General features: G+C 32.2%; 22 protein-coding genes. 14 read left to right on the top strand and 8 right to left on the bottom strand.

Annotated features, from left to right (window positions below; translation table 11 throughout):
• Positions 1-41: 41 nt before the first annotated feature.
• Complete coding sequence (locus IP023_RS04280) at positions 42-890, top strand: helix-turn-helix domain-containing protein (protein ID WP_241789013.1); 849 nt, start codon at positions 42-44, stop codon at positions 888-890.
• Positions 891-911: 21 nt separating this feature from the next.
• The gene (locus IP023_RS04275) at positions 912-1,328 is read left to right on the top strand and encodes a DUF983 domain-containing protein (RefSeq protein WP_241789012.1); all 417 of its coding nucleotides are present in this window, start codon (positions 912-914) and stop codon (positions 1,326-1,328) included.
• 74 nt (positions 1,329-1,402) lie between these two features.
• Here IP023_RS04275 and galE read toward each other — a convergent pair whose 3' ends face one another.
• A complete protein-coding gene (galE, locus tag IP023_RS04270) occupies positions 1,403-2,431 on the bottom strand; it encodes a UDP-glucose 4-epimerase GalE (RefSeq protein WP_241789011.1) in 1,029 nt (342 codons plus the stop codon).
• A gap of 85 nt (positions 2,432-2,516) precedes the next feature.
• Here galE and IP023_RS04265 point away from each other — a divergent pair, with 85 nt between their 5' ends.
• Entirely contained in the window at positions 2,517-3,764 is a 1,248-nt protein-coding gene (locus IP023_RS04265; protein WP_241789010.1) for a 3-deoxy-D-manno-octulosonic acid transferase, read from the top strand.
• Between the two features lie 85 nt (positions 3,765-3,849).
• Here the strand turns inward: IP023_RS04265 and IP023_RS04260 are convergent, their stop codons facing one another.
• From IP023_RS04260 to hemW, 3 genes are all read right to left on the bottom strand, one after another.
• Positions 3,850-5,298 (bottom strand): glyceraldehyde-3-phosphate dehydrogenase, encoded by a 1,449-nt coding sequence (locus tag IP023_RS04260; protein WP_241789009.1) that lies wholly within the window; start codon positions 5,296-5,298, stop codon positions 3,850-3,852.
• A gap of 539 nt (positions 5,299-5,837) precedes the next feature.
• Entirely contained in the window at positions 5,838-5,978 is a 141-nt protein-coding gene (locus IP023_RS04255) for a hypothetical protein (protein WP_241789008.1), read from the bottom strand.
• Positions 5,979-6,029: 51 nt separating this feature from the next.
• On the bottom strand, positions 6,030-7,157 hold the full coding sequence (hemW, locus tag IP023_RS04250) for a radical SAM family heme chaperone HemW (protein ID WP_241789007.1): 1,128 nt from the start codon (positions 7,155-7,157) through the stop codon (positions 6,030-6,032).
• A gap of 183 nt (positions 7,158-7,340) precedes the next feature.
• Here hemW and IP023_RS04245 point away from each other — a divergent pair, with 183 nt between their 5' ends.
• The 9 genes from IP023_RS04245 to IP023_RS04205 all read left to right on the top strand — a co-directional run bounded on the left by IP023_RS04245 (position 7,341) and on the right by IP023_RS04205 (position 14,335).
• Positions 7,341-8,420: a site-specific integrase gene (locus tag IP023_RS04245; RefSeq protein ID WP_241789006.1), complete on the top strand. Its 1,080-nt coding sequence runs from the start codon at positions 7,341-7,343 to the stop codon at positions 8,418-8,420.
• Positions 8,417-9,316, top strand: a complete 900-nt coding sequence (locus IP023_RS04240) for a hypothetical protein (protein WP_241789005.1) — start codon at positions 8,417-8,419, stop codon at positions 9,314-9,316. Before IP023_RS04245 ends, IP023_RS04240 begins: the two co-directional genes overlap by 4 nt.
• Positions 9,317-9,397: 81 nt before the next feature.
• Complete coding sequence (locus IP023_RS04235) at positions 9,398-9,745, top strand: helix-turn-helix transcriptional regulator (protein ID WP_241789004.1); 348 nt, start codon at positions 9,398-9,400, stop codon at positions 9,743-9,745.
• 115 nt (positions 9,746-9,860) lie between these two features.
• On the top strand, positions 9,861-11,042 hold the full coding sequence (locus IP023_RS04230; protein WP_241789003.1) for a virulence-associated E family protein: 1,182 nt from the start codon (positions 9,861-9,863) through the stop codon (positions 11,040-11,042).
• A gap of 91 nt (positions 11,043-11,133) precedes the next feature.
• Positions 11,134-12,030, top strand: a complete 897-nt coding sequence (locus IP023_RS04225) for a toprim domain-containing protein (protein ID WP_241789002.1) — start codon at positions 11,134-11,136, stop codon at positions 12,028-12,030.
• A 229-nt stretch (positions 12,031-12,259) separates the two neighbouring features.
• Entirely contained in the window at positions 12,260-12,568 is a 309-nt protein-coding gene (locus tag IP023_RS04220; protein WP_241789001.1) for a plasmid mobilization protein, read from the top strand.
• The gene (locus tag IP023_RS04215; protein ID WP_241789000.1) at positions 12,558-13,319 is read left to right on the top strand and encodes a relaxase/mobilization nuclease domain-containing protein; all 762 of its coding nucleotides are present in this window, start codon (positions 12,558-12,560) and stop codon (positions 13,317-13,319) included. Before IP023_RS04220 ends, IP023_RS04215 begins: the two co-directional genes overlap by 11 nt.
• 4 nt (positions 13,320-13,323) lie before the next feature.
• Positions 13,324-13,680, top strand: a complete 357-nt coding sequence (locus tag IP023_RS04210) for a hypothetical protein (protein WP_241788999.1) — start codon at positions 13,324-13,326, stop codon at positions 13,678-13,680.
• A gap of 31 nt (positions 13,681-13,711) precedes the next feature.
• Positions 13,712-14,335: a DUF2971 domain-containing protein gene (locus tag IP023_RS04205; RefSeq protein ID WP_241788998.1), complete on the top strand. Its 624-nt coding sequence runs from the start codon at positions 13,712-13,714 to the stop codon at positions 14,333-14,335.
• Between the two features lie 237 nt (positions 14,336-14,572).
• Here the strand turns inward: IP023_RS04205 and IP023_RS04200 are convergent, their stop codons facing one another.
• The 4 genes from IP023_RS04200 to IP023_RS04185 form a co-directional block, all read right to left on the bottom strand.
• Positions 14,573-15,673: a DNA cytosine methyltransferase gene (locus IP023_RS04200; RefSeq protein ID WP_241788997.1), complete on the bottom strand. Its 1,101-nt coding sequence runs from the start codon at positions 15,671-15,673 to the stop codon at positions 14,573-14,575.
• Positions 15,670-18,420, bottom strand: a complete 2,751-nt coding sequence (locus IP023_RS04195) for a BpuSI family type II restriction endonuclease (RefSeq protein WP_241788996.1) — start codon at positions 18,418-18,420, stop codon at positions 15,670-15,672. The genes IP023_RS04200 and IP023_RS04195 overlap by 4 nt, the downstream gene beginning before the upstream one ends.
• Position 18,421: 1 nt before the next feature.
• Entirely contained in the window at positions 18,422-20,071 is a 1,650-nt protein-coding gene (locus IP023_RS04190) for an Eco57I restriction-modification methylase domain-containing protein (protein ID WP_241788995.1), read from the bottom strand.
• A gap of 566 nt (positions 20,072-20,637) precedes the next feature.
• A complete protein-coding gene (locus tag IP023_RS04185; RefSeq protein ID WP_241788994.1) occupies positions 20,638-21,456 on the bottom strand; it encodes a ZIP family metal transporter in 819 nt (272 codons plus the stop codon).
• A 270-nt stretch (positions 21,457-21,726) separates the two neighbouring features.
• On the opposite strand from IP023_RS04185, the gene IP023_RS04180 reads away from it, so the two are divergent.
• Positions 21,727-22,377 carry a metal-dependent transcriptional regulator gene (locus IP023_RS04180; RefSeq protein ID WP_241788993.1) on the top strand — a complete coding sequence of 217 codons (651 nt, stop codon included), beginning with the start codon at positions 21,727-21,729 and terminating at the stop codon, positions 22,375-22,377.
• 1,134 nt (positions 22,378-23,511) lie between these two features.
• Entirely contained in the window at positions 23,512-25,794 is a 2,283-nt protein-coding gene (locus IP023_RS04175; protein ID WP_241788992.1) for an LruC domain-containing protein, read from the top strand.
• The last annotated feature ends 463 nt before the right edge of the window (positions 25,795-26,257 follow it).

Genomic DNA, 26,257 nt, shown 5'->3' with positions numbered 1-26,257 from the left:
TTTGTACCATATATAGTGGTCAGTTAGCTTTATCTTTGTGTATGATTTCAAAAGTTCCTATTATCGAACAATGTACAGTTTCTAATAGTTTCCATAAGGAGATTATGGTAGAGGACTTAGCAGGTTATTTGGTTCGAAATAAGAATTTAGTATTTCCGCATAGGCATAATTTTTACCATTTCGTGCTGTTTACAAAAGGGAGTGGCTTTCATGTTATAGATTTTCAGCGGTTTGATGTGTGTCCAGGGCAGATTTATTTTATGATTCCAGGACAAATTCATAGCTGGGAATTTGAAGGCGAAATGGATGGGTATATCGTAAATTTTGATAAGGATTTATTTAAAAATCTCCTACTAAGACCGGATTATTTATCTAATTTTTCTTTCTTCTCGGGGCTAGTTCGTGATGAAGTTGTGCAAGTGGATTCTTCTAAACTTGAAGCTGTAATAGCAGTATTGGAAAGAATGCGACAACAGGTCGATGATCGCGATTTTAGTAGTATTTCTTTGTTGTATTTGTTCCATTTACTGGAGGGGAAAAGGGAAGGTAGTATTGCCAATGAGGCGAATGTATATAATCATACTTTGTTGCGTAATTTCTTAGCTCTTATTGAGTTGAATTACAAAAAGTTGCGTTTGCCAAAAGAGTATGCTTCTTTGCTTTATATTACTCCTAATCATCTCAATGCACTATGTAAAGAGCTTTTAGGAGAATCAGCAGGAGAGATTATAAGAAATAGGATTGTATTGGAAGCAAAAAGATTATTGGTAATAAGAGATTTTTCGATTGCCGAGATTGCTTATGAGTTGAACTTTAGTGATAATTCGTATTTCACGAAGTTCTTTAAAAAAATAGAGGGTGTTACGCCTGAGGAGTTTAGAAAATTATAGCATTTAAAATTATACCATTATATGGCTACTGAATATACTTTACCGAGTGAATGGAAAAGTGCGTTAGCGGGCAAATGTCCGCGTTGTCGCAAAGGAAATATGTTTAAAGCACCTTTATTGAGCTTACGGTCCAAGAAAATGTTGGACCACTGTCCGCATTGTGGTTTGAAGTTTGAAAAGGAACCCGGATACTTTTATGTAGCCATGTATGTTAGTTATGCTTTTGTGGTAGCCGAGCTGGTATCATCATGCGTCGCTACTTATGTATTGACGGGCAATTTGGAGTCTCCGTGGTTATATCTTTCTGTTGCATTAGGGATGTCGATACTTTTGTCACCATTCAATTATAGGTATTCTAGAATAGTATTGTTGTATTATTTGACACCACAATTTCAATTTAAGGAAGAGTACTACTTGGGCAAGTATAGAGATAATTAGCCATTAGCTATGGCGCAAAAAGCCCCCAATAGTATTTACTATTGGGGGCTTTTTAGTGTTTATGGCTTGAAAAATTAGCCAATTGGGTTTTCTTTCAAATATTTCTCCCATTTCCAGGAAGAGGCCATCATTTCATCAATGCCCAGTTCTGCTTTCCAGTTTAATTCTTTAGCTGATTTAGTAACATCGCCATATACTTTGATAACATCACCATCACGGCGTGGACCAAATTCATAATTTAATTTTTGTCCGGAAGCTTTTTCAAATGCTGTAATAGCTTCAATCACAGAGTTACCTTGGCCAGTTCCTATATTGAAAACATCATAATTGCCATTCGGATTTCCTTTTTCTAATAATTTAATCGCTGCAACGTGTGCCTTCGCTAAATCTACCACGTGGATATAATCACGAATACATGATCCATCAGGCGTATCATAATCATTTCCAAATACGGTTAATTTCTCACGCTTCCCAATTGCCGTTTGTGTAATAAATGGTAAAAGGTTTTGCGGAACACCATTAGGTAGCTCGCCCAATAAAGCTGTAGCATGTGCACCAACTGGATTGAAGTAACGTAAAGCGATGATATTATAATTGCCATAAGCAGAAGCTGTCTCTTGAAGGATTTCTTCCGCTATTTGTTTGGTATTACCATAAGGTGAAGTTGCTTTCTTTACAGGAGCAAATTCTGTTACAGGTAATGTATCAGGCTCTCCATATACTGTACAGCTAGAAGAGAACACAAAGTTTATAGGTGTTTCTCTATAGCCATTCAATAAGTTTATTAGGGAGAAGAAGTTGTTGTAATAATATTTTAATGGATCAGCAACAGATTCTCCAACTGCTTTGGATGCCGCAAAGTGAATAATACCACTGATGTCTGGATTGTTTAATATGAAGGCTTTGGTTTTTGATTCATCACAAAGGTCGAATTCATGAAACTCAGGCTTTATACCGATTATTTTTTCTATTTGATCCAATATTTGGATATTGGAATTCGATAGGTTATCAACGATTACTGGAGTATATCCAGCATTGAATAATTCTACTACGGTATGTGAACCTATATATCCTGTTCCTCCGGTTACTAATATTTTACTCATATATTTTTTGTTTCGTGATTTGAGCGTTTTCCTTGAATTAGAAAAGGTTTAATATCTTTGACGAATATAAGTAATATTTCACAATATGCGTTTCATTTACGATTTAGGAATATGGTTTTATGGTGCTATTTTGCACCTCATTTCACCGTTTCATACCAAAGCGAAGCTGTGGGTAGAAGGGCGAAAAAATATTTTGAGTCACATAGAGCAAACGGTTGAAAAAGGACATAAATACATATGGTTTCATTTTGCCTCTCTAGGAGAATTCGAGCAGGGAAGGTCCGTTTTGGAGGCACTAAAAAAAAGTTTTCCACATGAAAAAATTGTAATAACTTTTTTCTCCCCTTCGGGCTTTGAAATACGTAAGAATACCACTTTAGCTGATTATGTATTTTATCTTCCTCAAGATACCGCTTCCAATGCTAGACGTTTCATAGATATTATACAACCCAAGTTTGTTGTATTTACAAAATACGAATATTGGTATCATTACTTTAAAGAGTTACCCAAAAGAGATGTTCGTCTTTTGATGATCTCGGCTATATTTAGAGAAGATCAAATATTCTTTAGGCCTTATGGCGGTTTTTTTAAGGGTATTTTGAGGAATGTTTCTTATTTTTTTACACAGAATTCTGATTCTGTACATATGTTGAAGTGGATAGGTATTACAAATGCCGGCTTAGCAGGAGATACGCGCTTTGATAGAGTTGTGGAGCTTCCGATACAGCATCAAGCTATGCCAATGGTAGAGGTATTTGTAGAGCGACACAATGTATTAGTAGCTGGTAGTACATGGACACCGGACGAAGAATTGTTGTCTCCTTTGATGTCCGCTGACACTTCGTGGAAGCTTATTCTTGCCCCGCACGAAATTCATGCCTCTCATCTTTCGGATATAAAGAGATTATTTCCCAATGCTTTGTTGTATTCTCAATTGGCAACCTATGAACAGCAGCAGATTAGAGATGCGCAAATTTTGGTTATAGATAATATAGGCATGCTCTCAGCTTTGTATTATTATGCTGATGTCGCTTATATTGGTGGTGGATTTGGTGTCGGTATCCATAATACATTGGAAGCGGCTACATATGGTATCCCTGTTGTCTTTGGTCCCAAGTATGAAAAGTTTAAAGAAGCAGAAGATTTAGTGACTATTATGGCAGGATTTTCAATTAGCAATCAATATGAATTGAAGACTATTTTTGAAGAACTCAAAGATGAAGGTAAGAGAAAAGAATTTGGCCTCGCTGCCAAAAAGTATGTGCAACAAAATGCAGGTGCTACACAGATTATTATGAAGTATATTAAAACAGAAAAATTGTTGGGTTCTTAGTTTTTGATTTCTGTAGTTCCCTTAGTAAAAAGCCATCCCGAAGGATGGCTTTTTGTATTTAAAAAATGAAAACTTGGATTCTTTATTAATAGTAAACGTAACGGCGGACACCTGCGATATGGCGCGCTAAACGCATTACTTGGTGTGTATAACCGTATTCATTGTCATACCAAACGTATATATTTATGCTTTTTCCATCTGCTGATACTATTGTTGCAGGGGCATCCACAACTGCTGCTGCTGTCGTGCCGATGATATCCGAGGAAACAAGTTCATCATTGTTGGAATAGTGTATTTGTTCTATTAAATGTCCTTTTAAAGCTGATTCCTTCAATATGGTATTCACTTCTTCGACAGATGTAGCTGTATTCAGTTGAAGATTAAGTATCGCTAAGGAACCATTGGATACCGGTACACGAATAGCGTTAGATGTCAATTTGCCGGCCAATGCGGGTAGTACCTTTGCTACAGCGGATCCAGCACCTGTCTCTGTTATTACCATATTTAACCCTGCTGCACGCCCACGTCTAGATTTGCTATGCATATTGTCTACTAGATTTTGGTCATTTGTATAGGAGTGTATTGTTTCTATATGCCCCTGGTTGATACTGAATTTTTTATCTATTATTTCCAGTATTGGAGATATCGCGTTTGTAGTGCATGAGGCGGCCGAAAAAATAGATGTATATTCTAAATCTATCATATCATTGTTGACACCATATACAATATTTGGAATTCCTTTGGCTGGTGCTGTTAGTAGTACTTGGCTCGCTCCATTGGCTGTTAGATGTCTAGATAGTTCACGCTCATCTCTAAATGCTCCTGTATTATCAATGATCAATGCATTGTGGATGCCATATTCCGTATAATCGATGTCTTCCGGATTCTCGGTAGAAATTATTTTTACAGTGGTACCATTTATGATCAATGCTTGATGTTCTAGGTCGTAGTCTACTTCTCCCTTAAAATCTCCATGAATAGAATCGTTGCGTAGTAAAGTAGCTCTTTTGTATAATGTCTTTTCATCTACGGTATCGCGTGTTACAATAGCGCGAAGGCGCAATTGCTTGCCTGCTCCTGACTTACTAATCAACTCACGCGCTAATAGGCGTCCTATACGTCCAAATCCATATAAAACAACATCACGAGGTTCAAAATTCTTGTGATCTTGTGCAGACATCAATTCTTTCTTTATAAAATAAAGCAATTGGTCGTCCTCAATATTTTGATTACGTACTTCTAATGCTAATGTACCAATATCAATACGTGATGGTGACAACTGTAGGTGATGCATTGCTTGGGCTACGCGCAACGTTTCAAAGATGCTGACTGCAGGATCTGCCAATTCGTGCGATTGTTGGTGCAGATGTAATACTGTGTTTACAGGCCTGTCAAAAAGTTGCTTACGAAAAAATATTAATTCTATCGAACTGCCAAACCATAAGCTGTTTACGATTTGTATCAGCTTTACTGCAGCACTTTGCTTGTGTTGGTAACTTTTGATTTCGGTTTCAAAAGTTTGATTGTGTATCATAATGTTTTAGAAATGATTATGATGCAAAATTACTGTTAAGTTTCATCATGTAACAAATGGAATTTCATAATTGTTAAAAAACCAATAAATTCACTATTATTAATTTCATTAATTGAAATAAATGTTGTTTTTATTGATTAATTATTAAAATTGTTACCCCGTTTTTTGTTCAATCTAGTCATATTTTTTTAGTAGATATTCTATTTGTTAAGTGTTACAATGAAAAATCTATTATTTTTTGAATAATTTGAGGATGTTTTTTTTAGCATATTTTTGGGATATTTTATTTTGATACAATGCATTGTTGTAGCTATGGGAGAACTGTATAGTAGGTGCAGTTAAGAGCTCTTTTGTGTAGCGAATCAGTAATCTGCTATCGCCTAAATCTATCGTGATTATCTGATTTTTATTTTCTTGAATACCTTTCATAATGATTTGATACAAAAGCTCAAATTCCTCCGATGACTTTAAATAGATCTGTCCCCTATCAATTGCGTTAGATGTATCTGCACGAAAAGAAATTTTTATCCTGTTGTCTTTTACTGATCGGCTTTGATTTCGCCAATGGTATTATTATTTTGGGTGCTTATATTTTTGACAACTTCGTCGACAACTCTTATCTGTGCCGACAAGTAATTAGATAATAAAAGCAATGAAATGGAAATTATAATTATCTTCATGAAGATGTGTTTTTTTTGTAAGATAATTTATTTCTTTTTATTTTGCACTTTTTAATCTACTATAAATAATTCAGAGGCGATATGATCTGCCATTAGTTTACCTTTAGCTGTTAGTCGATATATATGGTCGTTGTGGTTTTCGATTTCTGCTGTATCTATATAGGTAACTACTTCTTTCTTGATATGCTGTATATAATCATATCCAAATGCCTGCTCTATTTTTTGTAGATCTATACCCCACATGGTACGCAGTGAAGTCATTACATACTCATTGAATTGGTCGTTTTTGCTTAATAGCTCCTCCTCTATAGTAGGTATGTTTTCTTGAATGCCTGTTATATATTTGGCATTGTTGGCGATGTTCCATGCTCTGGAATTGCCATTGAATGAATGCGCCGAGGGGCCAATACCTAAGTAATGCTTTCCTTTCCAGTAGTTGGTATTATGTTTGGCATAGAAGCCATCTTTGGCAAAATTAGATATCTCGTAATGCTCAAAACCATTGCCACGAAGGGTGTCAATAAGAAGAAGCATCTGCTCAGCTCCCTGTGCATCAGACATAGGCTTCGTGATTCCTTGTTTTACAAAATGTGCCAATGCGGTCTTGCTCTCTACTGTCATATTGTAAGACGAGATATGGGGGATTCCCATTTCTATCAGCTTGTTGATATTGGATTTCCATTTTTCATCCGTCAGCAATGGGTAGCCATAGATAAGGTCACAGGTGATATTCTCAAAACCAGCATCTTGCACGCGCTTAATAGAGCTGTCCGCTTCTTGTTGATTATGTGCTCTATTCATCCATATCAGGTCTTCTTCGAAGAAGGATTGGATACCTATCGAAAAACGATTGACATCGGTTCGGCGTAGCTCTTTTACTTTGGCAATGCTAAGGTCATCGGGATTGGCCTCTAACGTTATCTCTGCATCGGTATTGATATGGTAGAGCTTTCCTACTTTGTCAATGAGCTTCTGTATCTCGTCAGCCTCCAATATAGAGGGGGTGCCGCCACCAAAATATATCGATGTTATATTTTTGTCCTCCAAGTAATGGCTCCTTATTTCCAATTCTTTCAACATCGCCTGTAGCATTTCTTCTTTATATTTCAGTGAAGTACTAAAGTGAAAGTCACAATAGTGACATGCTTGCTTACAGAATGGAATGTGGAAATATATCATGGGTGCAAATATAAGTATAGATAAATTATGATAGAAATTAATAGGTTTTAAGATTAAAACTCTTATTTTCAGGAGTTTAATTTTGTTTTGCCTATGTTTTTCTATAACTTTATGTGAGGATTTATCGAAGTTTTGTTACTCACCTTGTTACTTCTATATTGCGAAAAATAACAAAAGTAACATATGATTAAAGTACGTTTTAAACCATTGAAATCAGGTATGTTCAGTACGTATCTTGATATTTACTACAAGACTTCAGATAATAAATCTAAGCGAAGTTATGAATTTTTAGGCATCCATGTTCATAAAGATTATTCAAGTCCAAGGGTACGGATAATGGAAAAAGATTCTGAAAACATGAAATTAGTACAAGCGATTAGAAATACGCGTGAAACTGATTTGAATTTTGCAAAGCATGGGTATGAGAAGCCAAATAAACCAGTTCTTGATTTATTGGATTATTTGGAAGAATGTATAAAAAAGAAGTTTAATTATAAATTGGAATGCTTAATCATTCACTTGCATAAATATTTAGGGAAGAAAAGCGTTCTAATTTCTGAATTAAATGAAGACTTTCTTGATGCTTTTCAAGATTATTTATTATTAGTTGTTTCTCAAAATACAACATTTGCATATATGTCAGTATTAAGGCAGTATTATAATAAGCTTTTAACTAGGGGAGTAATAGATTACAGTCCTTTTGAAACGTGGCAATCTGTTAAGGAAATTTATTTAGAAAGAGAAAGACTAACAATCGAGGAAGTTCGAATGTTAGCAAATACAAGTCCCGATTCAGGTAATAAGCAAATACGACAAGCATTCTTGTTTAGTTGTTTTACAGGATTGAGAATTTCTGATGTTAGAAGAATATCATATGAACAATTAGTAGATAGGTTTATCAAATTTCGTCCTTATAAAACTCCTGCAAAAATTATCACTGTTCCTATTGTAGCAGATGCTCAGGAAATTTTAAATGACATACCCAAACATCCAATTAGTAATAAGATATTTTGGGGTTTGCCATCAACATCAAGTGCTTTGAATCAACACTTAAAACTTTGGGCAAGACAGGCGGGAATTGATAAGAATATTCATTTCCATGTTTCTAGGCACACATTTGCGACGATAGGATTAACATTTGGAGTTGACTTATATACGATGAAAGAGTTATTAGGTCATTCTAAAATTGAGATGACACAAATTTATGCAAAGATTGTAGATACAAAGAAAGAAGAAGAAATATTAAAATTTCCTAGATTATGAAAGTGAAAAAATATATGAAGTGGGTGTTTCCCTTTTTTATCCCTATTATTATTTTACTAATAGGTAAGTATAATACAGATATACTAATAGGTATTTCAAGTTGTTTTTTATTTCTTGGTTTTATTCTGATGTTTAATCCAACCTGGATTATAAAGCCTAGTGCATCTGAATTACAGCTATTCAAGAAAAATCTAAAACAGAAATTTGAAGGTTATGAGAATGATATTGATGAAATACAACGACAATTACTTAGAGATTTTAGAATTTCTTATGTAAGCCATGCGGTTCTGGGATGTATCTTTTTAGGATTTATATATTATTGCATCTTATTATCAATAGACTCTAAGTTCTCTTATGGTTCGATAATAGGTTTAACAATTTTATTTCTTCTATTTTTTCTTTTTGAAAGTAATAGTTTGTTGAGATCGCTATTTTCAAGAAAAGAAAGATTTATTACTTCTTACTATTGTAATTTATTGAAAAATAAAAATTTTGTTGATAGCCTTACTCTTACAAACTCTGATAGGAAGAATGGCTCTACTAATTTCGATGAATATTGGCTAAACAAGAATATTAACATTCATGATCTTATTATGAGTATAAATCAAATTAGCAAGAGTTTTGAAAAAGAGAATGAGAAGTGGGTTTTATGTGATGGTCATAAAAGCTCTAGTAATCAATTAAATTTAGCAGGTTTTATTTCAGCATTAATCAACAAAGGATACATCAGTAAAACAATAACCATTAGTAAAGAAACGGCTATTGTGCTAAAAGAGATATTCTACATACCAGAGCAAAAATCAGGAAAGGAACTTCAAAAACTTTATGGAAAAGGATTCAAAGAATTTGATGTTGAGTACACTAAATATTTCGAAGAAATTTTACTAGAATTATAACTCTTATAACTCCAGCCCTAGAAGAGTCGATTTGATGATAGGTTTTAGTAAATATTTGTGTTCATCAAAGTTTTATATAGCATGAATACAATATCAAAAACTACAAGAATCATTGATCTTACCCTTGATCAATTAGATGTATTACTAGAGGAGAAGTTCTCTAAGTTTCAAAATTCTATTAATCCTAAAAACGACAGAGTTGGAGATTATGAATTAGCTTGTGAGATTACAGGCTATAGTAAGCAGCGACTATATCAATTAGTATCGGAAGAAATAATTCCCTTCGTCAAATTACCTAGTGGAGGTGTTCGATTTTTTGAAAAAGACTTGCTGGATTGGTTTAAGAAATATAAAAACAAATCTGAAAGTGAGGTCTCTGAAATAGCTGAAACTCTGCTGATGAAAAGAAAAATGAGAAGAAAAAACTAAAAGCAACCATTTCTGATTGCTTTCAAATTTCTTTTAAGAATTTCTTCTTTTTCCTGATAGAGCAAAGTTAAGGAATTCTTAATGAAATATTTCCATTCACATTAAGAATTTAATAATGACAAAACGAGATGATGCATCAAATATTCAAAAGGTCGTTGAGCACCTTGTTGAGCAATATGATTTTAGGCGGAATGCGCTAACCAATACTATTGAATACAAACTAAAGAATGACCGAACTTTTAGAGAGGTAAATGAAAATAATCTTTATTTGACATTACGAATAGATGTCGGATTACGTGCTTCTATTTCAGATATATTAGTATTCTTAGGATCTAATTATGTTGAAGATTATGATCCTTTACAAGAATATTTTAAGTCGATTAAAGAAAAGTACAGTCAAGAAATTCATGGAGATTATATTGAGAGATTCGCAAATCATATAATAACATCAGATCAAAAGCGATTTAATATACAATTCAAGAAATGGTTGTGTAGGACAGTTTTATGCGCGCTGAGAGAAGATTACTTCAATAAGCAGACAATAGTTCTTCAATCTGAAAAACAAAATATTGGTAAAACAAGTCTTTGTAGGTTTTTAGTACCGAAAGATTTAAACTCTTATTGTATTGAAAATATCGGATTAGATAAGGACTCGACGATAGCTTTATCGTCTAATTTTATTTGTATCCTGGATGAATTGGCATCCTTAACAAAATTTGAAATTAATGCCTTAAAAGCGATAATGTCTAAGCTTTATATCAATGTTCGTCACCCATATGAACGGAAAGCAAAGACGTCGCCAAGAAGAATAAGTTTTATAGGTTCGACAAACCAAACAGAGTTTTTAACTGATGACTCAAATGTTAGATGGCTTTGTTTTAGGATTGAAAACATTAATTGGGATTACAAAAAAGATATTGACATCGATTTAGTTTGGTCTCATGCTTATCATCTACTTCATTCTGGCTATAAATATGAAATGACTCGAGAAGAGATACAAGAAAATGAGCTTGCCAATGATTCATTCAAAGTAAACTCCATCGAGTTCGAAATTTTACAGAAATATTTATTACCAGGAACAGCAGAAAATTATCACAGGGAGCTATTGTCTTCTGAAATTATGCATGAATTGCAGATGAAGACTTATCCGAAATTTAATGCTAAAGAACTTCATAAAGCCTTGAAACGTCTAGGTTTTCAAAGTCATCAGAGACGTGGCTATATTGATGTTGCTGGTGAAAAGAAAGAACATCCAGTTAAAGTTTATTATGTTTTGGATAATCTTCCGACTACATAACTACAAATGGGTTAATAGGTAAATAATCAAATATTTATACTGTAGTCAGATGATTTTTTTATCTGACTACATCTAACTACATGACTACAACATGAACGCAAAGCAAATTAATAGTACACCAATAATAAATTATTTACGAAGTCTAAATATAGAACCATACAAACAGTTTTCAAGTTATGCTATGTACCTGTCTCCGTTACGAAATGAGATTTATCCATCATTTAAAGTGTCATTTAAGGAGAATTTATGGATAGACTATGGTATTTCTGAAAAAAATGGGGGTACGTTAATAGATCTAATACTTTGTATGAACCCTAATTTCTCAGTTTCAGATGCGATAAAAAGTGTATCTGATAATAAGAGTTTAAATTTTTCTTTTCAACAGCAAAAAATAGAGTACTATAATAATACAAGCCCTAATTTGGATATCATAGCAATACATCCTCTTACATATAATCTAAAATTATGCGAATATGTTCGTAGTAGAGGAATAGACTTTCATTTGGCTAACCAATATGTTAAATCAGTACAATATAGGAGGACTCCATGGACTTTTTGGGCTGTAGGGAATCGAAATGAGAAAGGATGGTCATTAAGGAGTGAAAAGTTTAAAGGTTGTACCAATCAATCTTATTCATTGTTTACTAATAATTCGAAGAAATTATGTGTTATGGAAGGAGTTTTTGATTTCCTTAGCTATATAACCCTTATTAATAGAGAGTATATACAAAACTCTGATTACCTCATATTAAATAGTACAACGAATTTAAAATCATCAATTTCAGCAATTGAAAAATATGATTATATAGAGCTATATCTTGATAGGGATTATAGTGGGGTTAGCTCATCAAAATATATCAAAGAATGCATTAGAGGTAGAGGTGAAGATAAGAGTTTTCTATATGATGGTTATAAAGATTTAAATGAATATTTAATCTCTAAAACCATTAAAAAGCCAAATTTCAAACATGCATTACGAAACCTATGATGGGTTTCTACAGCAAGTTTTCATTTGGCTTTGTGGTTTAGAATTAATGCCTTTTTATAGAGGCATTAATCCTAACCACGTCTAGATAGCGCCGATAATTCAAGAGGTGTGTTTGTGGGCACATTTTTTTTCAAAAATGCTTCTCAAACACCTCTTGGTTTGCTCCCGAAGGGTCGCAAACGTATCTCCATCCAAAAGGATGGAGATAATTTAAAACAAGTTTTAAATTATGAGTAAAACCCAAATTATAAAAATTCGTGTTTCACTTCTTGATAAAGAACTTATCAAGATAAACGCAAAAAAAGCTGAGCTTTCAGTTAGTCAATTTATGATTGACTGCGCTTTACGTAGAGTAATCCTTCCTCCACCAAGTGAGGAAAGGATTTCAGCTTATACTGAACTTTCAAAATTCCATAGAAACTTTACTTATATATCGAATCTAATCAAAAATAGAAATATGCATGAAGTTGAATTGGAGGTCTCAAAAGTTAGTCAACAATTGTTTGAACACTTAGAATTTATAAAAAATGGTAAGTAAAGCATCTTCAAGGCAAGGGAGTCGTCAGGCTATTGATTATATCTTGTCTGATAAAGTATTAGGTAAAGCAGTAGAATTAGATAGAAATGGGGTTATTGGTAGAAATGGTACGGAGATATTAAATGAAATGCGGTTTGTTCAATCCACTAATAAAAGATGTCTGAATAATACAATTTCTTTAATAATTAGTCCAAATCCTGATGTTGGCAAGAATTTGACAAACGGGCAGTTGAGAGAAATTTTACATAAACAATTAGAGTACTTAGGACTGAAAGAGCATCAGTATATTTCAACATCTCATAATTCGACTGGGAAGGTTCATATTCACGCTATAATTAACCGCATATGTAAAAAGAAGGCTTATAATGATAGCTGGATATCGAAAAGAGCACAAATTGGAGCAGAGAGTATAGCTCTAGCCTTGGGATGGAAAACAGCTTCTGCCATACAAAATGAAGTAAAACAAGAACGAGAAATAATAAAAAAATCTATTGGTGATCTATTGAAGGAGAATAAAGTTACTTCTTTCGATCAATTTTTAGAATTGCTTGATAAAAATGGTCTAGCCCCAAAGAAAGTATTTAGTAAGGTTACAGGAAAGTTAAGCGGTTATACGATTAAAGGTCATAAAGCATCGGAAATCGACCGAAAATTGACTGTCGGTAGAATAGAATCATTATTGCAGAATTCAGGACCGAACTTGAAAGAAGAAAAGCAAAATATTAACAGAAGTTATAAGTTTAAAAGATAGCAATATGTCAAATCAAAAGTCACTTACAAATCATCAATTAGGTGTTGCACTAGCATCGTTGATGGAAAACTTTGAAAAAAATCAAAAACAAACTTTACAAGAGCAAAAGAAAATTCTTCAGAGTATATACGAGCTTGAAAAACGTATCAATCATTCGATAGCTACTTCAAAACTAACTGTAGATTGTACAGAATTGAAAGGGTATAATGCTGTTATTAGTAAAACATCAGCTGATGCATCAGATCAATTAAATAAGGCTCTTAAAGGATTTTATTTGAATAAGTATTTGTTGATTTTCTTTGGGATGCTGTTTTTGACATCCTTTTTAATGCTATATTTAAGCATAAAATTACTACAATAATATATTTATTGTAATTGTTTAACGAAAAACAATGTTTAAGTATTATAAAATACCATCTGGTGATATTTTGGAAAAAATATTAGGAGAAAAAGCTACTATAAAATTTTCTTCAGCTTTTAATCTTAATGACACTTTTGAATTAAAATTTAATTTGGATATTGAGCCTGAATATGATGGTCATGAAAAAGCTTTCTATGATAGAAATCCTGATAGTACTAAGGAAGATTTTGAAAGGTGGAAAAGCCATGCTTTAAATCATCATGGATATACTTGGTATGCTGAACAGGCTATTCGAGATTCTTTAGCTCAAAATATTTCTCTATGCTCTTTTTCAAAAAATAATACGAGTAATCTTATGTGGTCTCATTACACGGACAATTATAAAGGTATTTGTATTGAATATAATGAAGAGCTTTTTGATTATTTACACTCATTAAAAAATCACATAGCAAGTGATATAATAACTTATTCAGAAACTCCCCCAATTCTAAAGGGGAGTGATCCGGTAGATATAATTGCTAAAAAACTAATGTTTAATAAGCAGATTGAGTGGCAATACGAAGAAGAATATAGGATAATTATTAGAAGTGATGAAAATACGGAATTTATACCAATTGACAGAAGTCTAATTAAAAGCTGTTTCTATAGGTTCTAGAGTTGGTAGAGAGATTGAACAAAGAATTTTATCCTTAGCTAATCAAGCAAATATTGAAGTCTTTATTGGAATTACTTTGGGAGATTCATATAAGGTTCAATTTAAGAAACCTAGGAATAATACTATTTATTCAAGATCATTCTGGCGATAATTTTCATTGATATTTTATAAAAGTATAAAAATTTTTAGATTACCATTCCTTTTAACCAAATGAAAAGGAATGGTAATCTAAAAATGTTAAATCTTACCTAGATAAATCTTTAAATGTTCTGCCCAAGCATTTGCTAATAAAGGAGGAACTGCATTGCCAACTTGTACATAATAATTCCTTTGAGTTTTAGAAATCAAATGGAAATCATCGGGAAAAGACTGAAATCTCAGACCTTCCCGAATTGTAATCATTCTATTTTCTTTGAAATGTATATTACATCCAATATTAGGACGATTAAAATGGGTGTTTAATGTATAATTAGGTTTATCTGGATCAAGTCTACCATATGTAGTAGTCCTTCCTCCAGTACTTTTAAAATACATAATTCTCTTTGTTGAAACCGAGTCTGGAATATCCATGTAATTACCTCCTGGTTTAACGTGACAAATAATTTCTTTATCAGTTGGGCTAGAATAAGGAATTATATGCAAAGTAGTTTTTTTAGCATTTTTACGCATTAAAGCCTGATATGTATTATTTGGATTGTGGTGATAACCTGTTTCTCCATTTTCTGTTGGAGAAGCTAAATCCGATATTGCTTCAAACGATGTAATCCACTTAGGTTTTCCTTCTTCATTTTCAAAATGGCTTTGAGAAGGAGCTGAAATATCAACACCTATTCTGTTGCCTATAATAAAAACTCTCTTCCTTTTTTGTGGAACACCGTAGTCAGCAGCATTAAGTGTATATATGTTTATATAATAACCGATATCCTCAAAAGCTTTTATTAAATTATCAATAACCTTTGAACCATCAGAGGCTTTGGATGATTTAATGCCCGTTACGTTCTCAAATAGGAATATTTTAGGTCGAACTTTGTTTACAACATTCAAATAAGAATAAACTAATGTCGATCTATTGTCATTAGGGTCTCGTTTGCCAATCCCAGAAAATCCTTGACAAGGGGGGCCTCCAATTATAATATCCGCATTAGGAATTAAATCTAAATCAATTTTTGTAATATCTTCATTTACTATATGGTCACCTATGTTCAATTTGTATGTATCACAAGCATCTTTTAAAATATCGTTTGCCCAAATTATTTCGTATCCCGCTTGCTTGAATCCTAAATCTAATCCCCCACATCCTGAAAATAATCCTACTACTTTAAACTTATTTTTTGTCATATTCTTCTATCTTCCACTAAATCGGCTAAAAACAACTCAAAATAGTCTGTCATTTCTGCAAAAGTACTAAATCCTAAATTATTTCTATTGAATATAATTTTACAAATAGCTTCATCTAGCAATCTTCTTGGAGTTCCTAAACCTTCGGCTCCACTTATAGATATATTAAGATTATTCAAATTTTCAAATTCTATAACTGCTGAATCAATTTCTGTCTTTGTTAATTGTCGCAAATCAGGTATTTTAAATTCGTTAATATGGAAACCTTCTAATTTTCTTAAGCCCTCTTGATTATTAGAATGAATTTCAAATTGAATTTGACCAAAACAAGAATTTAAGAAGGCTGTGATAAACTTAATCTGGCTTTCGTCTGAGATAAATGTATCCGAATTCCCATTTTGAAATCCAGAGAGATAAAAGAAATTAGTAGAAAGTACTACTGGTATCGAAAATGGATTGTAATAACAAGAGTGTTTCGTTCTTTCGGCTCTAGGAATAAGAATATCAAATGAAACCTTATTTCTGAATGCTGCATTTACAATTTGTTTCCACTTAGTAGAATTTGCTGTATTATTAGTTGAAAATATTGCATTGAGCGAAGCGTCTACTTGATGAGTAGCGGCTAATCCATTAGGAGAACTATCATCGTATTGAGTTGGAAAATGTATTGCAGGCTCTTCTTGCAAATCCGATTGCTCTAAGATTAAATTTCTAGCACTCCTACTGTTTTTAATGCCATACCCTTTATTTGAATTTATAATTCCTGAGTAAGGCGATTGGCTAAAATCAGGAAAGATTATTGCAGAACCACCACTATTTTCTGCTCCTCCACGTCTTTTGTTTACAAAAAAAGTATCTAATGGCTCTAAAAATAAAAGTGAATCCAATGTTTGAAATTTATCAGTAGGGTCATTGAAAAACATCTTCCAATTTGCTGATGGGTCAATATTCCTATCTGTAACTTTTAAAGTATAATTTGCATTTACAATGGTGTTATTTGTAGTGGTAAGTATTTCTTTTATTTCATAAGGACGAGACAGTAAATCAGAATTGATAATTCTAAAAAATTTTATCTGATTAGTTGGCTGTTTGCTTAAAACAGTAATTACAGTAGTTACTTTGAAGTCCTCAAAGTAATTTCTTGGGTACAAAATGATAGTCTCAACTTTATCTAAAATGAATTGCTTTAAATATACACCTTCCTCATTGTTTAGAAATTTAGCCATTAAAATCAAACCAGCTCTACCTTGATAGTTTAAGTAGTGCCAAGAATAATTTACGAAGTAAAAATATAAATTAGGCTGGGATGCAAGAGTAACGTAATTCGTTTGTCCATTATTGATTATTGCATTATTCATCAACGTCTTATCAGCAATAGTTATTGGTGCATCAGGATTGTCATTTCTTAAAAAGGGAGGATTCATCAATAGTACATCGTAGCCACCACGATTTGGAGTAGTAAAAGCATTTCCTGTTATAATATTCGCATTAGTTGAACTATTTACGCTAGAAAGATTTTTGGAAACCAGTCTGAACGTAGCTAATTGAGCTAAAAATGGATCAATTTCAATTCCAGTAATTTGATTTAGTAATTGATTGTGAGATTTGGTTATTCTATTGGAAAGACTTAAAATATTTAAATAGTCGTAAGCAGCATCTAATAAAGCTCCATCACCTGAACAAGGATCAATTACAGTTGAGTTTTCATTTTCAATTGTAACTGTTGCCAACAAAATGGATAACTCTGTATCAGACATTATTTTACCTTTCTTGTGAAGTGTATTTTTGTCATAAACTTTTGAAGTCAATAAGTCGAAAATATATTCAGGCAATGGGTTGTCAGAAACGGCTTGTGAACTATAGCTATTTAAAGTTTGAATGGTATTTTTAAAGTATTGTATGATGGATGAACTGAAATTCTCAGGAAATATTCTGTCTGTTGAATTTGGGTGATTTGAAAAAACTTGATTGAAATCTAACTGCAATACACGGTTGTAATTGTTGGTTAGTTTTGTAATGAATGTTTGAAGATTATCATTAGCTAGTGGAAAAGTTCGGAAATAACTTTGATTTGGGTTACTCGTTTGATTATAATAATCTTTTAAGTAAGCAAAAGCCAACAATCTGAAAAACTCATAAAGTGTAATTTCATCTGCCAATTCTTTATTTAGTTGTAAACTATTACTTACACTCTGATAATTTTGCACGAACGTGTCAATTATCGGCTGCCAATTATTATCCCAGTCAGGCTGAGTACGATTATAAATAATTGGTAAAATTTGTTCAAAAGTTTCCTGAAACTCAATGCTTGTTTGCGTTGCGTCTCGATTTTGAGGGTTAAAGGCAGTATGTGATTTTGGGTTTCCCTTTAGTATGCAAGTTGAAATAGGACCTTGCCTGTCTGCAAACAAGATCAATTCCTCAATATTTGTTAAACAAAAATACTTGGGATAATTTGGTTCCCAGTAAGGTGAAAAATCAGATACATATGACCTTGATTGATTTTGAAATCTTTGAGATGTAACGTCACGGGCAGTTTTTTTAACTTCAATAACAAAAATATATCTATTTGAAGATTTTAATTTAATAGCAAAGTCAGGTATGATTGTACTATTTGGAATAGCAGGATGATGCACTAATTCCATTACAGAGTCATAACCACAATTTATTATTGCGTTATTAATAGCACTTTCAACGACAGGATGAAATCCAGTTACTTCATCAGAGTTATACCAAAGGTTTATCATTTTAATTTAAGTATTCTTTTATTTCATTATTTAAATCATCAATTGTTAATGATGAAGCGTTATTTTTATTGTATTCTTCAATTAATACCAAATCGATTTGTTCTATTATCTGTTTTTGCCCATTTTCGTATCTTTTAACATTCATCAATTCTTTCCCTAGCAGTTCTAATTTTTTTATGCACTCTTCTGAAAGTTTATTTATGTCGATTACTTTTACAACTTTAAATTCATAAAGTTGTATTTTTCTCAAACCATTTCCCTGACTCCTCGAATTACATAATGTATTTAATCTCGTAAAAGATGAGTTTAAAATTGCAAAATTAGCTAACTCATTATCCTTGATATTAAGAATATAAAAGTTATCAGAAGATAAAAACTTGTTTGGATTATATATGAAATCAATATTGCTTCTTAAATAATAGTTGAAAATAAAATTACCTGTTGCTTTCAAATTGATTTTATACCAATCTCTTTTAGTTTCAATATCTCTTTTTACTGCTATAAACTTTTGCGCAGGCGTTTTTAATATTTCATTTTTCACTGATTCTAAATATTGTTTAGTTTCATTAGAAATTGATCCATTAACAGCAAGAATATAAGAGTTCTCTTGGTTTACAGAATAAGTTTTAATCTGTGATACATCTTTGATTATCGGTTTTAGCTCAGGGAGTACATTTTTTGAGAAAATAAAATGGCTATTTATTACTGCAGATGTTCCTCTTTGGATTGGTTGTGAAACAATTGTTTTAAGCTCTTTAAAGAGATTGGACTTGTAATTGATTTTACTTTGGTTGTTGAAGCTATAAGTCAATAACTCCTGTTGCTTTAATTTTGTACAATTTGCATTTAATCCATTGTAAGTTCTTAAATCGTTCAAATCATTCAATGGGTAATATGATATAGACTTGTTATGATTATTATCCTTTGCAAATTTTATTACGGTAGCACCTATTTCTACGTTATCGAAAGCACTTTTCCTGAAGTGATAAATACTTTCTAAACGTCCTAATTTAAGGAATAACTCTTTTAAAAATTTCCCAAAACTGCTGTAAAGCCAACTATCATATATCACAGCAACCATTATACCGCCTACTTTTAAATGCAGAATGGACTTTAATAAAAAGTAGATATATAAATTTGATTGTGATGGAACTGTTGATAAAAGAGAAGATACATTGTGTCTAATACGGTCTTTCGAATTTGCACCTTCAATTAATAGTTCTTGTCTTACATAGGGTGGGTTTTGGACAATTAGGTCAAACTTTTTTGTTATTGGTAAATCAAAGAAACTTCCTTTGATTAAAGTTCTTTTTGGACTTTCGTAAAACTTTTTAATTTCTTCTGTGATGAGATTAATATCAATTTCAATTCCTTTCAAATTACAATTTGAAAAGTCCTCATTCATAGCTTTAAAAAATGTGTTTGGTCCAATACACGGATCAAGTATAGAGGAGTTAGGTTTTAGGTGTTCTTTCAATAAACCAATCATAAACTTTGCTAGAATTGAGGACGTAAAAACTTGCCCTAAATTTTCATTATTATCAGGAATATTAGTTTCGATTTTGTTTAAAAAAGACAATTCCAATTGCTCTTCAAAAACATCCACATCCAAATCTTCTAAATTGTAATTTTTAAAAATCTTATTAACCATTTTTTCTACAACTCTACAACGAAATATAAAATTTCTTCTTCACTGAAAAGTGAAGAAAAGCTAATTTATTATACTTTTCAAAAATACTTATTTTCCATGAGTCTAACTTCATTTTTAAATTTAAGTCGTAGTCGTGTAGTCACGTAGTCGGATAGTTTCCAAACTTTAATATAAAATTTATAATCGAATTGTCAAAAAACATAGAAAATTCTATGTTTCCTATTTGTTACTTTAATATTGTATGTTTATGAAAATCAACACATTTAAACATTATGGGTGCCCGTTTTTGATAAGGCAAAGGTAAGGTTATTTAGCAAACCTATTTGTTATAATTTATACACATCAAACCCTCTAGACAATCAAATATCATATCCAATGATTAACCCAAATCTTTTACAGTAGAGACATTGTAGTTAAAAAATCATTCCTTTAAATCTGTGTTAAGTAAGTCTTAGCGTAAAAGCTCTAATACATAGGACTAATTAGCATCACTGTATTGCGTAAATCTTACTAATATACTCTCCTTGTTTATTACATTTTTTAAATGCATTTTCCTTATATATTTATTATCCTAATGCTACATCCAAAATCATCATAATCATAAAACCTCCAATAAATCCCATGGTTGAAAAATCTGTATTTCCTTTTTTTTGCGATTCGGGAATTACCTCATTGATAACTACATAAATCATTGCTCCAGCAGCAAAAGCTAGTGCATAAGGTAATATTGGAGTGAATGTTGTTACAGCGATCACGCCAAGAACGCCAGCAATTGGCTCAACTATAGCAGACAATTGTCCATAGAAAAAGCTTTTTCTTCTGCTCATTCCGATTCTGCGTAAAGGTATTGCAACTGCAATTCCTTCCGGGAAATTTTGCAATCCTATACCTATAGCGAGTGTTACAGCAGCGGCAATACTCGCTTCAGGAAGACCAATAGCTACACCACCAAAAAGAACACCTATTGCCAGTCCCTCAGGTATATTATGTAGTGTGATAGCTATAATCATTAAAGCAGTTTTTTGTTTTTGCGTTTTAATGCCATTTTTCTGCCTAAAACTCCCATGTAGCGTAGGTAGTAATTTGTCAATTAGAAATAAGCAACCTACCCCAATAATAAAACCAATAACGGTAGGAATAGTTTGAGTAAATCCATCTCCTTCACTCATGTTTATAGCAGGAATCAACAAACTCCAGACGCTTGCAGCAATCATCACTCCGCCCGTAAAACCCAATAAAGCATTGAAAATATTTGGATTACCTTTTTTTATAAAGAAAACAAAAGCTGCTCCTAATGCGGTAACAAACCAAGTAAAGCAGGTCGCATATAAAGCCCCTTGCATAGGGTTAATACTTTCAAAATATTTTATTATTTCACTATACATTATTTTAACAAATTTTTATTTCAATATTCTTTTTATACTTATCTACTCGTTAACCGTACCTATTGATACGGTAATAATATTAATTTATAATCTATAATACGTCAAATTGAATTGCCTTAAATTGAGATTATACTATATAATAGCTTTTATTATTATTGTTAGATAGTGTGTTTGAAAAATTACACTAATGCAAAACAATAAGTTAGACTAATCTAACAAATATTTTTGTAAATCTTTTACTTTTAGTTATACAAATGTTATTTTTGATAGATGATATCACCAACAGAAGAAAATTATTTAAAGGCTTTATTTGCTCTCAGTCAGAATAAAGATGGTGTTACAGCCAATGAATTGAGTAAGCATTTGGATATCAAGATGCCTACAGTAAATAGTATGATGAAGCGTTTGGCTGATAAGGGGCTGGTGAACTATGAAAGCTATAAGCCTTTTAGTCTTAGTGTGGAAGGTAAGAGGCGAGCGGCTCTTATTATTCGTAAGCATCGCTTAACAGAAATGTTCTTAGTACAGAAGATGGGCTTTGAGTGGGATGAGGTACATCCTATAGCGGAGCAGATTGAACACATTCAGTCTGATATATTTTTCGAAAAAATGGATTTTCTTTTGGGATATCCTCATACAGATCCACATGGCTCTCCTATTCCTAGCTTGGAAGGTGAGTTGCCTATTATTATTAATAAAAAATTGAGTGATTGTATAGTGGGGCAAGAAGTCACATTTAACGCTGTAAGTAATTCTTCTCCGGAATTTTTAAAATTTCTAAAAGATAAAAAGATGGCTCTGGGTTTATCATTTACCATCGTGAATATTGAAGATTATGATGGTTCTGTGGATATCAAGATACAAGATCTTCCTAAAGTAACGCTAAGCAAAATAGTATCTGACAAAATCCTAGTGGTTTAAAATCTCAATTTGTAGCAGCTATATCCGCGGATCAAAATTTTTTATAGTAAGGGGGAGGAGTATGGCTAGTTAAGGAATGTAAATGATTAGGTATTGCAAATAGATTAAAAATTTATGATTTATCATTGACTATTGTATTTGAAGATTGATGTTATGCTTTTCTGTTTACAAATGAGTATTTTTTTGAGATCGTATTCGAGTAACGTCATCAATTTCTGTTTGTTGAAATCTTTTCTCCTTGTGTATTTTAAATCATGCTTATTTTTAAAATATTGATATTTCTTTGCCGTAATTTTTGTTTATATCCTGTTCATTATTTGAGATAACTAGGTTTCGATTCGTTTTCTTTTATTGTATACCATACGCTCTATGATAGTATATAGGCAAGAGGAGAGCTTTCGGAAAAGATCATCCTCGCTGAAATACTTCTATATTTAGCTGTTAAACTATGCCTGATAATCTCAAGGTAGCTCAATAGCAGGATGTCTGTGCTGAACGGGTAATTGCTTACCTGTTGGTATTTTTTTAACCTTCCAATATTCTTTCGTTATTTGCTCTTAAGTTGATCAATCTAAATTGTTTTTTTGTAAAAATAGATTACTGATTATCAGTGGACTGAGTGGTTTGTTTCTCCTTTTATTTTCCTAAATCATAAGGAACAACGGGTTATATAAGATTTTATTTGTGTTTGTATTTTTAGTTTCTAAGTTGTAGACGGATTTTCTTTTAATTAATATATCGCATCGTTAGGAAATGTGTTTTTACTATATGGTATATTATTGTTCTATTAGCACTTTTTTACTGCTTTGTAATAAAATTTGTACTTTTAGATTGTGTGTTAAGTTATACATTATAGCCTTTATGGACTTTAAAATACTTCTTATGTATAAATAAATATAGAATAACTGATATGTTTGCGTTTGGTATACTATTCCTAATAGTATTATACTTTAATTTATAGTTAGGGTGGTGGGTTTGGTTTTAATTTGTAGCTTTTGTTCTACAAATTAAATTTTACATGACTATTAACCTCTTTTTCAGTATTGTCAATACAATTAATTTCGTTTTTTTGCAGGACATTCATAAAGAGTATATGGGGTACAGATGCGCTTTATGATAATTAATCTATCTAATATGAAAGTCTTAATTTTTAAAAAAATTAATTTATTTCTTTGTCTTTCCGTTGGGCTTTTGATCTTTATCTCAAGTTGTACAAAGAAAACCGAGTTATTGCCATCTGATGAAGATTTTTTGGGAGAATTACTAACGGCATCCTCTAGTTTTAACTGGAATACTTCTAAAACTATTGATGTTCGCATCGGTGTGGATGACTCATATGATGGTAAATATTTCTATAAACTAGAAATATTTGACCGCGAACCGCATTTGTCTGGGGCTGTGCTTTTAGGAGCTGGTGTGGCTAAAAAAGGACAAGATTTAATAACTAAGGTTACTATACCTACTAATTTGGCTCAATTATTTGTTCAAAAAACAACGCCTACTGGAGAAGTTTCTTATTCTATTTTAGAAGTTAAGGACCTAAATGGTATTGGTGCTTCTAAAATCGCGAGTGCCTCTAAATTAGCGTCATTAAATACAAGTGGATTGAAAAAAATGGCATCTACTTCTTTAGTAGTTCCATCTGTACCTAATGATGCATTAGAAATAACAGGTAGTGCTGATATTACGACTGTTCCTGCCTCTAAAGTTTATTTGATTAAATCTGGCGAATGGTTTTCAGGAAATATTCCTGCATTGGATCAGTCTGGAGTGAACGGTGTAGTGGTATATGTACAGGGTAAATGGCATCATACTAAACCAATTGAAATTGGTGAAAATAGTAAAATTGTTGTTTTGCCAGGCGGGGAGCTGAATGTTAGTGCACTTAATATGAATGATGGTACTGCCTCTTTTGAAAGCCATGGTGACGTATTATTAAATTCATTAAAGATTAATGCTAATAATAGCTTCGTTAATATAGGTACTTTAAAAATTGTCGGTGCTGTTTCAATGGTTGGTGCAGCAGAGTTTATAAACTATCAAAAAGAAGTTAAAGTAAAGGTTGGATCTTTGACTATGCGTGACAAGGATTGTGTCGTAACGAATGACGGTGAAATAGAGATCCTTACAGGAACTTTTAATAATGGTACTTTAAATGCGAATTGTTATACAACAGTTGGTAATATGTCTGAAAATAATGCAACCATTAATATTAGACAAGATGCTATGCTTGATGTTACCAATTTAATGGCATTGGGTGGGGTATTTAATCTTGACCTAGGTGCTGTGTTAGATGTTACGAGAGTTGCTAATTTTCAAAATGAAGCTAATAAGCCTGTAGTCATAAATAGTTTTTCTCCAGATGTTTTCAAAAAAGCATATGTAAGAATTAAATATGTACGTGTACCATCATCTGATGTTAATCATTTAACATATGCGGGTAATCTAATCGTCGTTACTGATGAGCATCCATTTAGATCAGAAAATAAGTTTACTATAGAAGCAAATTCTGCTGTCGAAATATTCTGGGACAGATATAATCATCCTCCTTATGTAGCACGTACGAATTGTAACAATGGAGGAATCGGGACCATCCCTACAACGCCTCCTGTTGATCAGACGCCTACAGCAATTAAATTAGGTGCTTATTCTTACTTTTTTGAGGATAATTGGCCAAATATTGGTGATTTTGATATGAATGATATAGTTCTTGATGTAGAGGTGGTAAGGTTTCAAAATCAAGAAAACAAAGTGGTAAAGGTTGTCTTGAAAAACAAAATCAGATCCGTTGGAGCATCTAAACGTTTAGCAGCAGCTATCCAATTGGATAATGTTTTGGCAAGTAATGTGAAATCTGTTGTTTATTCTAACACTAATGTGGTAGGAGTTACGCTCCCATTGAAATCTACAGGAGTTGAAGATGGACAGACTAATGCTGTTGTGACAGTTGTAGATGATGCGCATAAAGCATTTGGCTTGACTAATACATCTTATGTTTCTACGCAAAATACTAATGTACTTCCGTTTGAAACAGATATTACAATAGAGTTTAATACGCCTTTAGCTAGCTTTACACAAGATGATTTAAACCCTTTTATTGTAAGTATTTCTCAGATTTCGACTTCGACAAACCCTAATTTTATTTCAACTAGACCTGAGGTTCATTTAGTAGGGCGTAAGGGGACTGATAAGATAAATAGGAATATGATTATTAATGGTCAAACGGCTAACGGTCTTTTGTCTTCAATAGATCCATTTAAAACAAAAGAGAATTTACCTTTTGCCATCAGTGTTCCTACTTCTATCAAGTATTCTCGTGAAACAAGAAAGATAACAGTGTCTTATCCTAATTTTATCAACTGGGTAAATAGTGGTGGAACATCTTATCTAGATTGGTACACAAACTATGTTGAATAATCAATAACACACATAATAATTTTAGAACTCTCTTTTTAGCAATAGAAAGAGAGTTTTTTTATAGGATATTGATTGTATTATACTATAAATTCCATGGTAATTAGTGTAATCGATTAATCCTTAAGAGCAATAATCTATATTAGGTCAATGGTAGATATAAAGATTTAAGCAAATAGGTTTGTTTTATACTTCTTTAGAATTAAATGTAATTGATCCATTTTTGTCAAGATAAAAAGGCTTTTACTAAGATTGCTGTTCAAAAACAATCTGATATGTAATTTTTTTTGGCTGAATTCTAGGCCTGTCTGGATAAGAAAGATAGTAGGACAGGGTTATGTACTATCAGCTCCTCTGTATGCCCTAAAATAGATTGTTAATTTAGTGCTTCATAGGAAATAATATTTTTAAATATAAGTTTCATTCACAATGATTCAATATCTCAATTTGTTTGTGTTTGAAAAAA

Origin of the sequence: Sphingobacterium rhinopitheci (assembly GCF_022627575.1) — a bacterium.
GTDB classification, from domain to species: domain Bacteria; phylum Bacteroidota; class Bacteroidia; order Sphingobacteriales; family Sphingobacteriaceae; genus Sphingobacterium; species Sphingobacterium rhinopitheci.
This window is presented reverse-complemented; position numbering and strand designations above follow the sequence as displayed.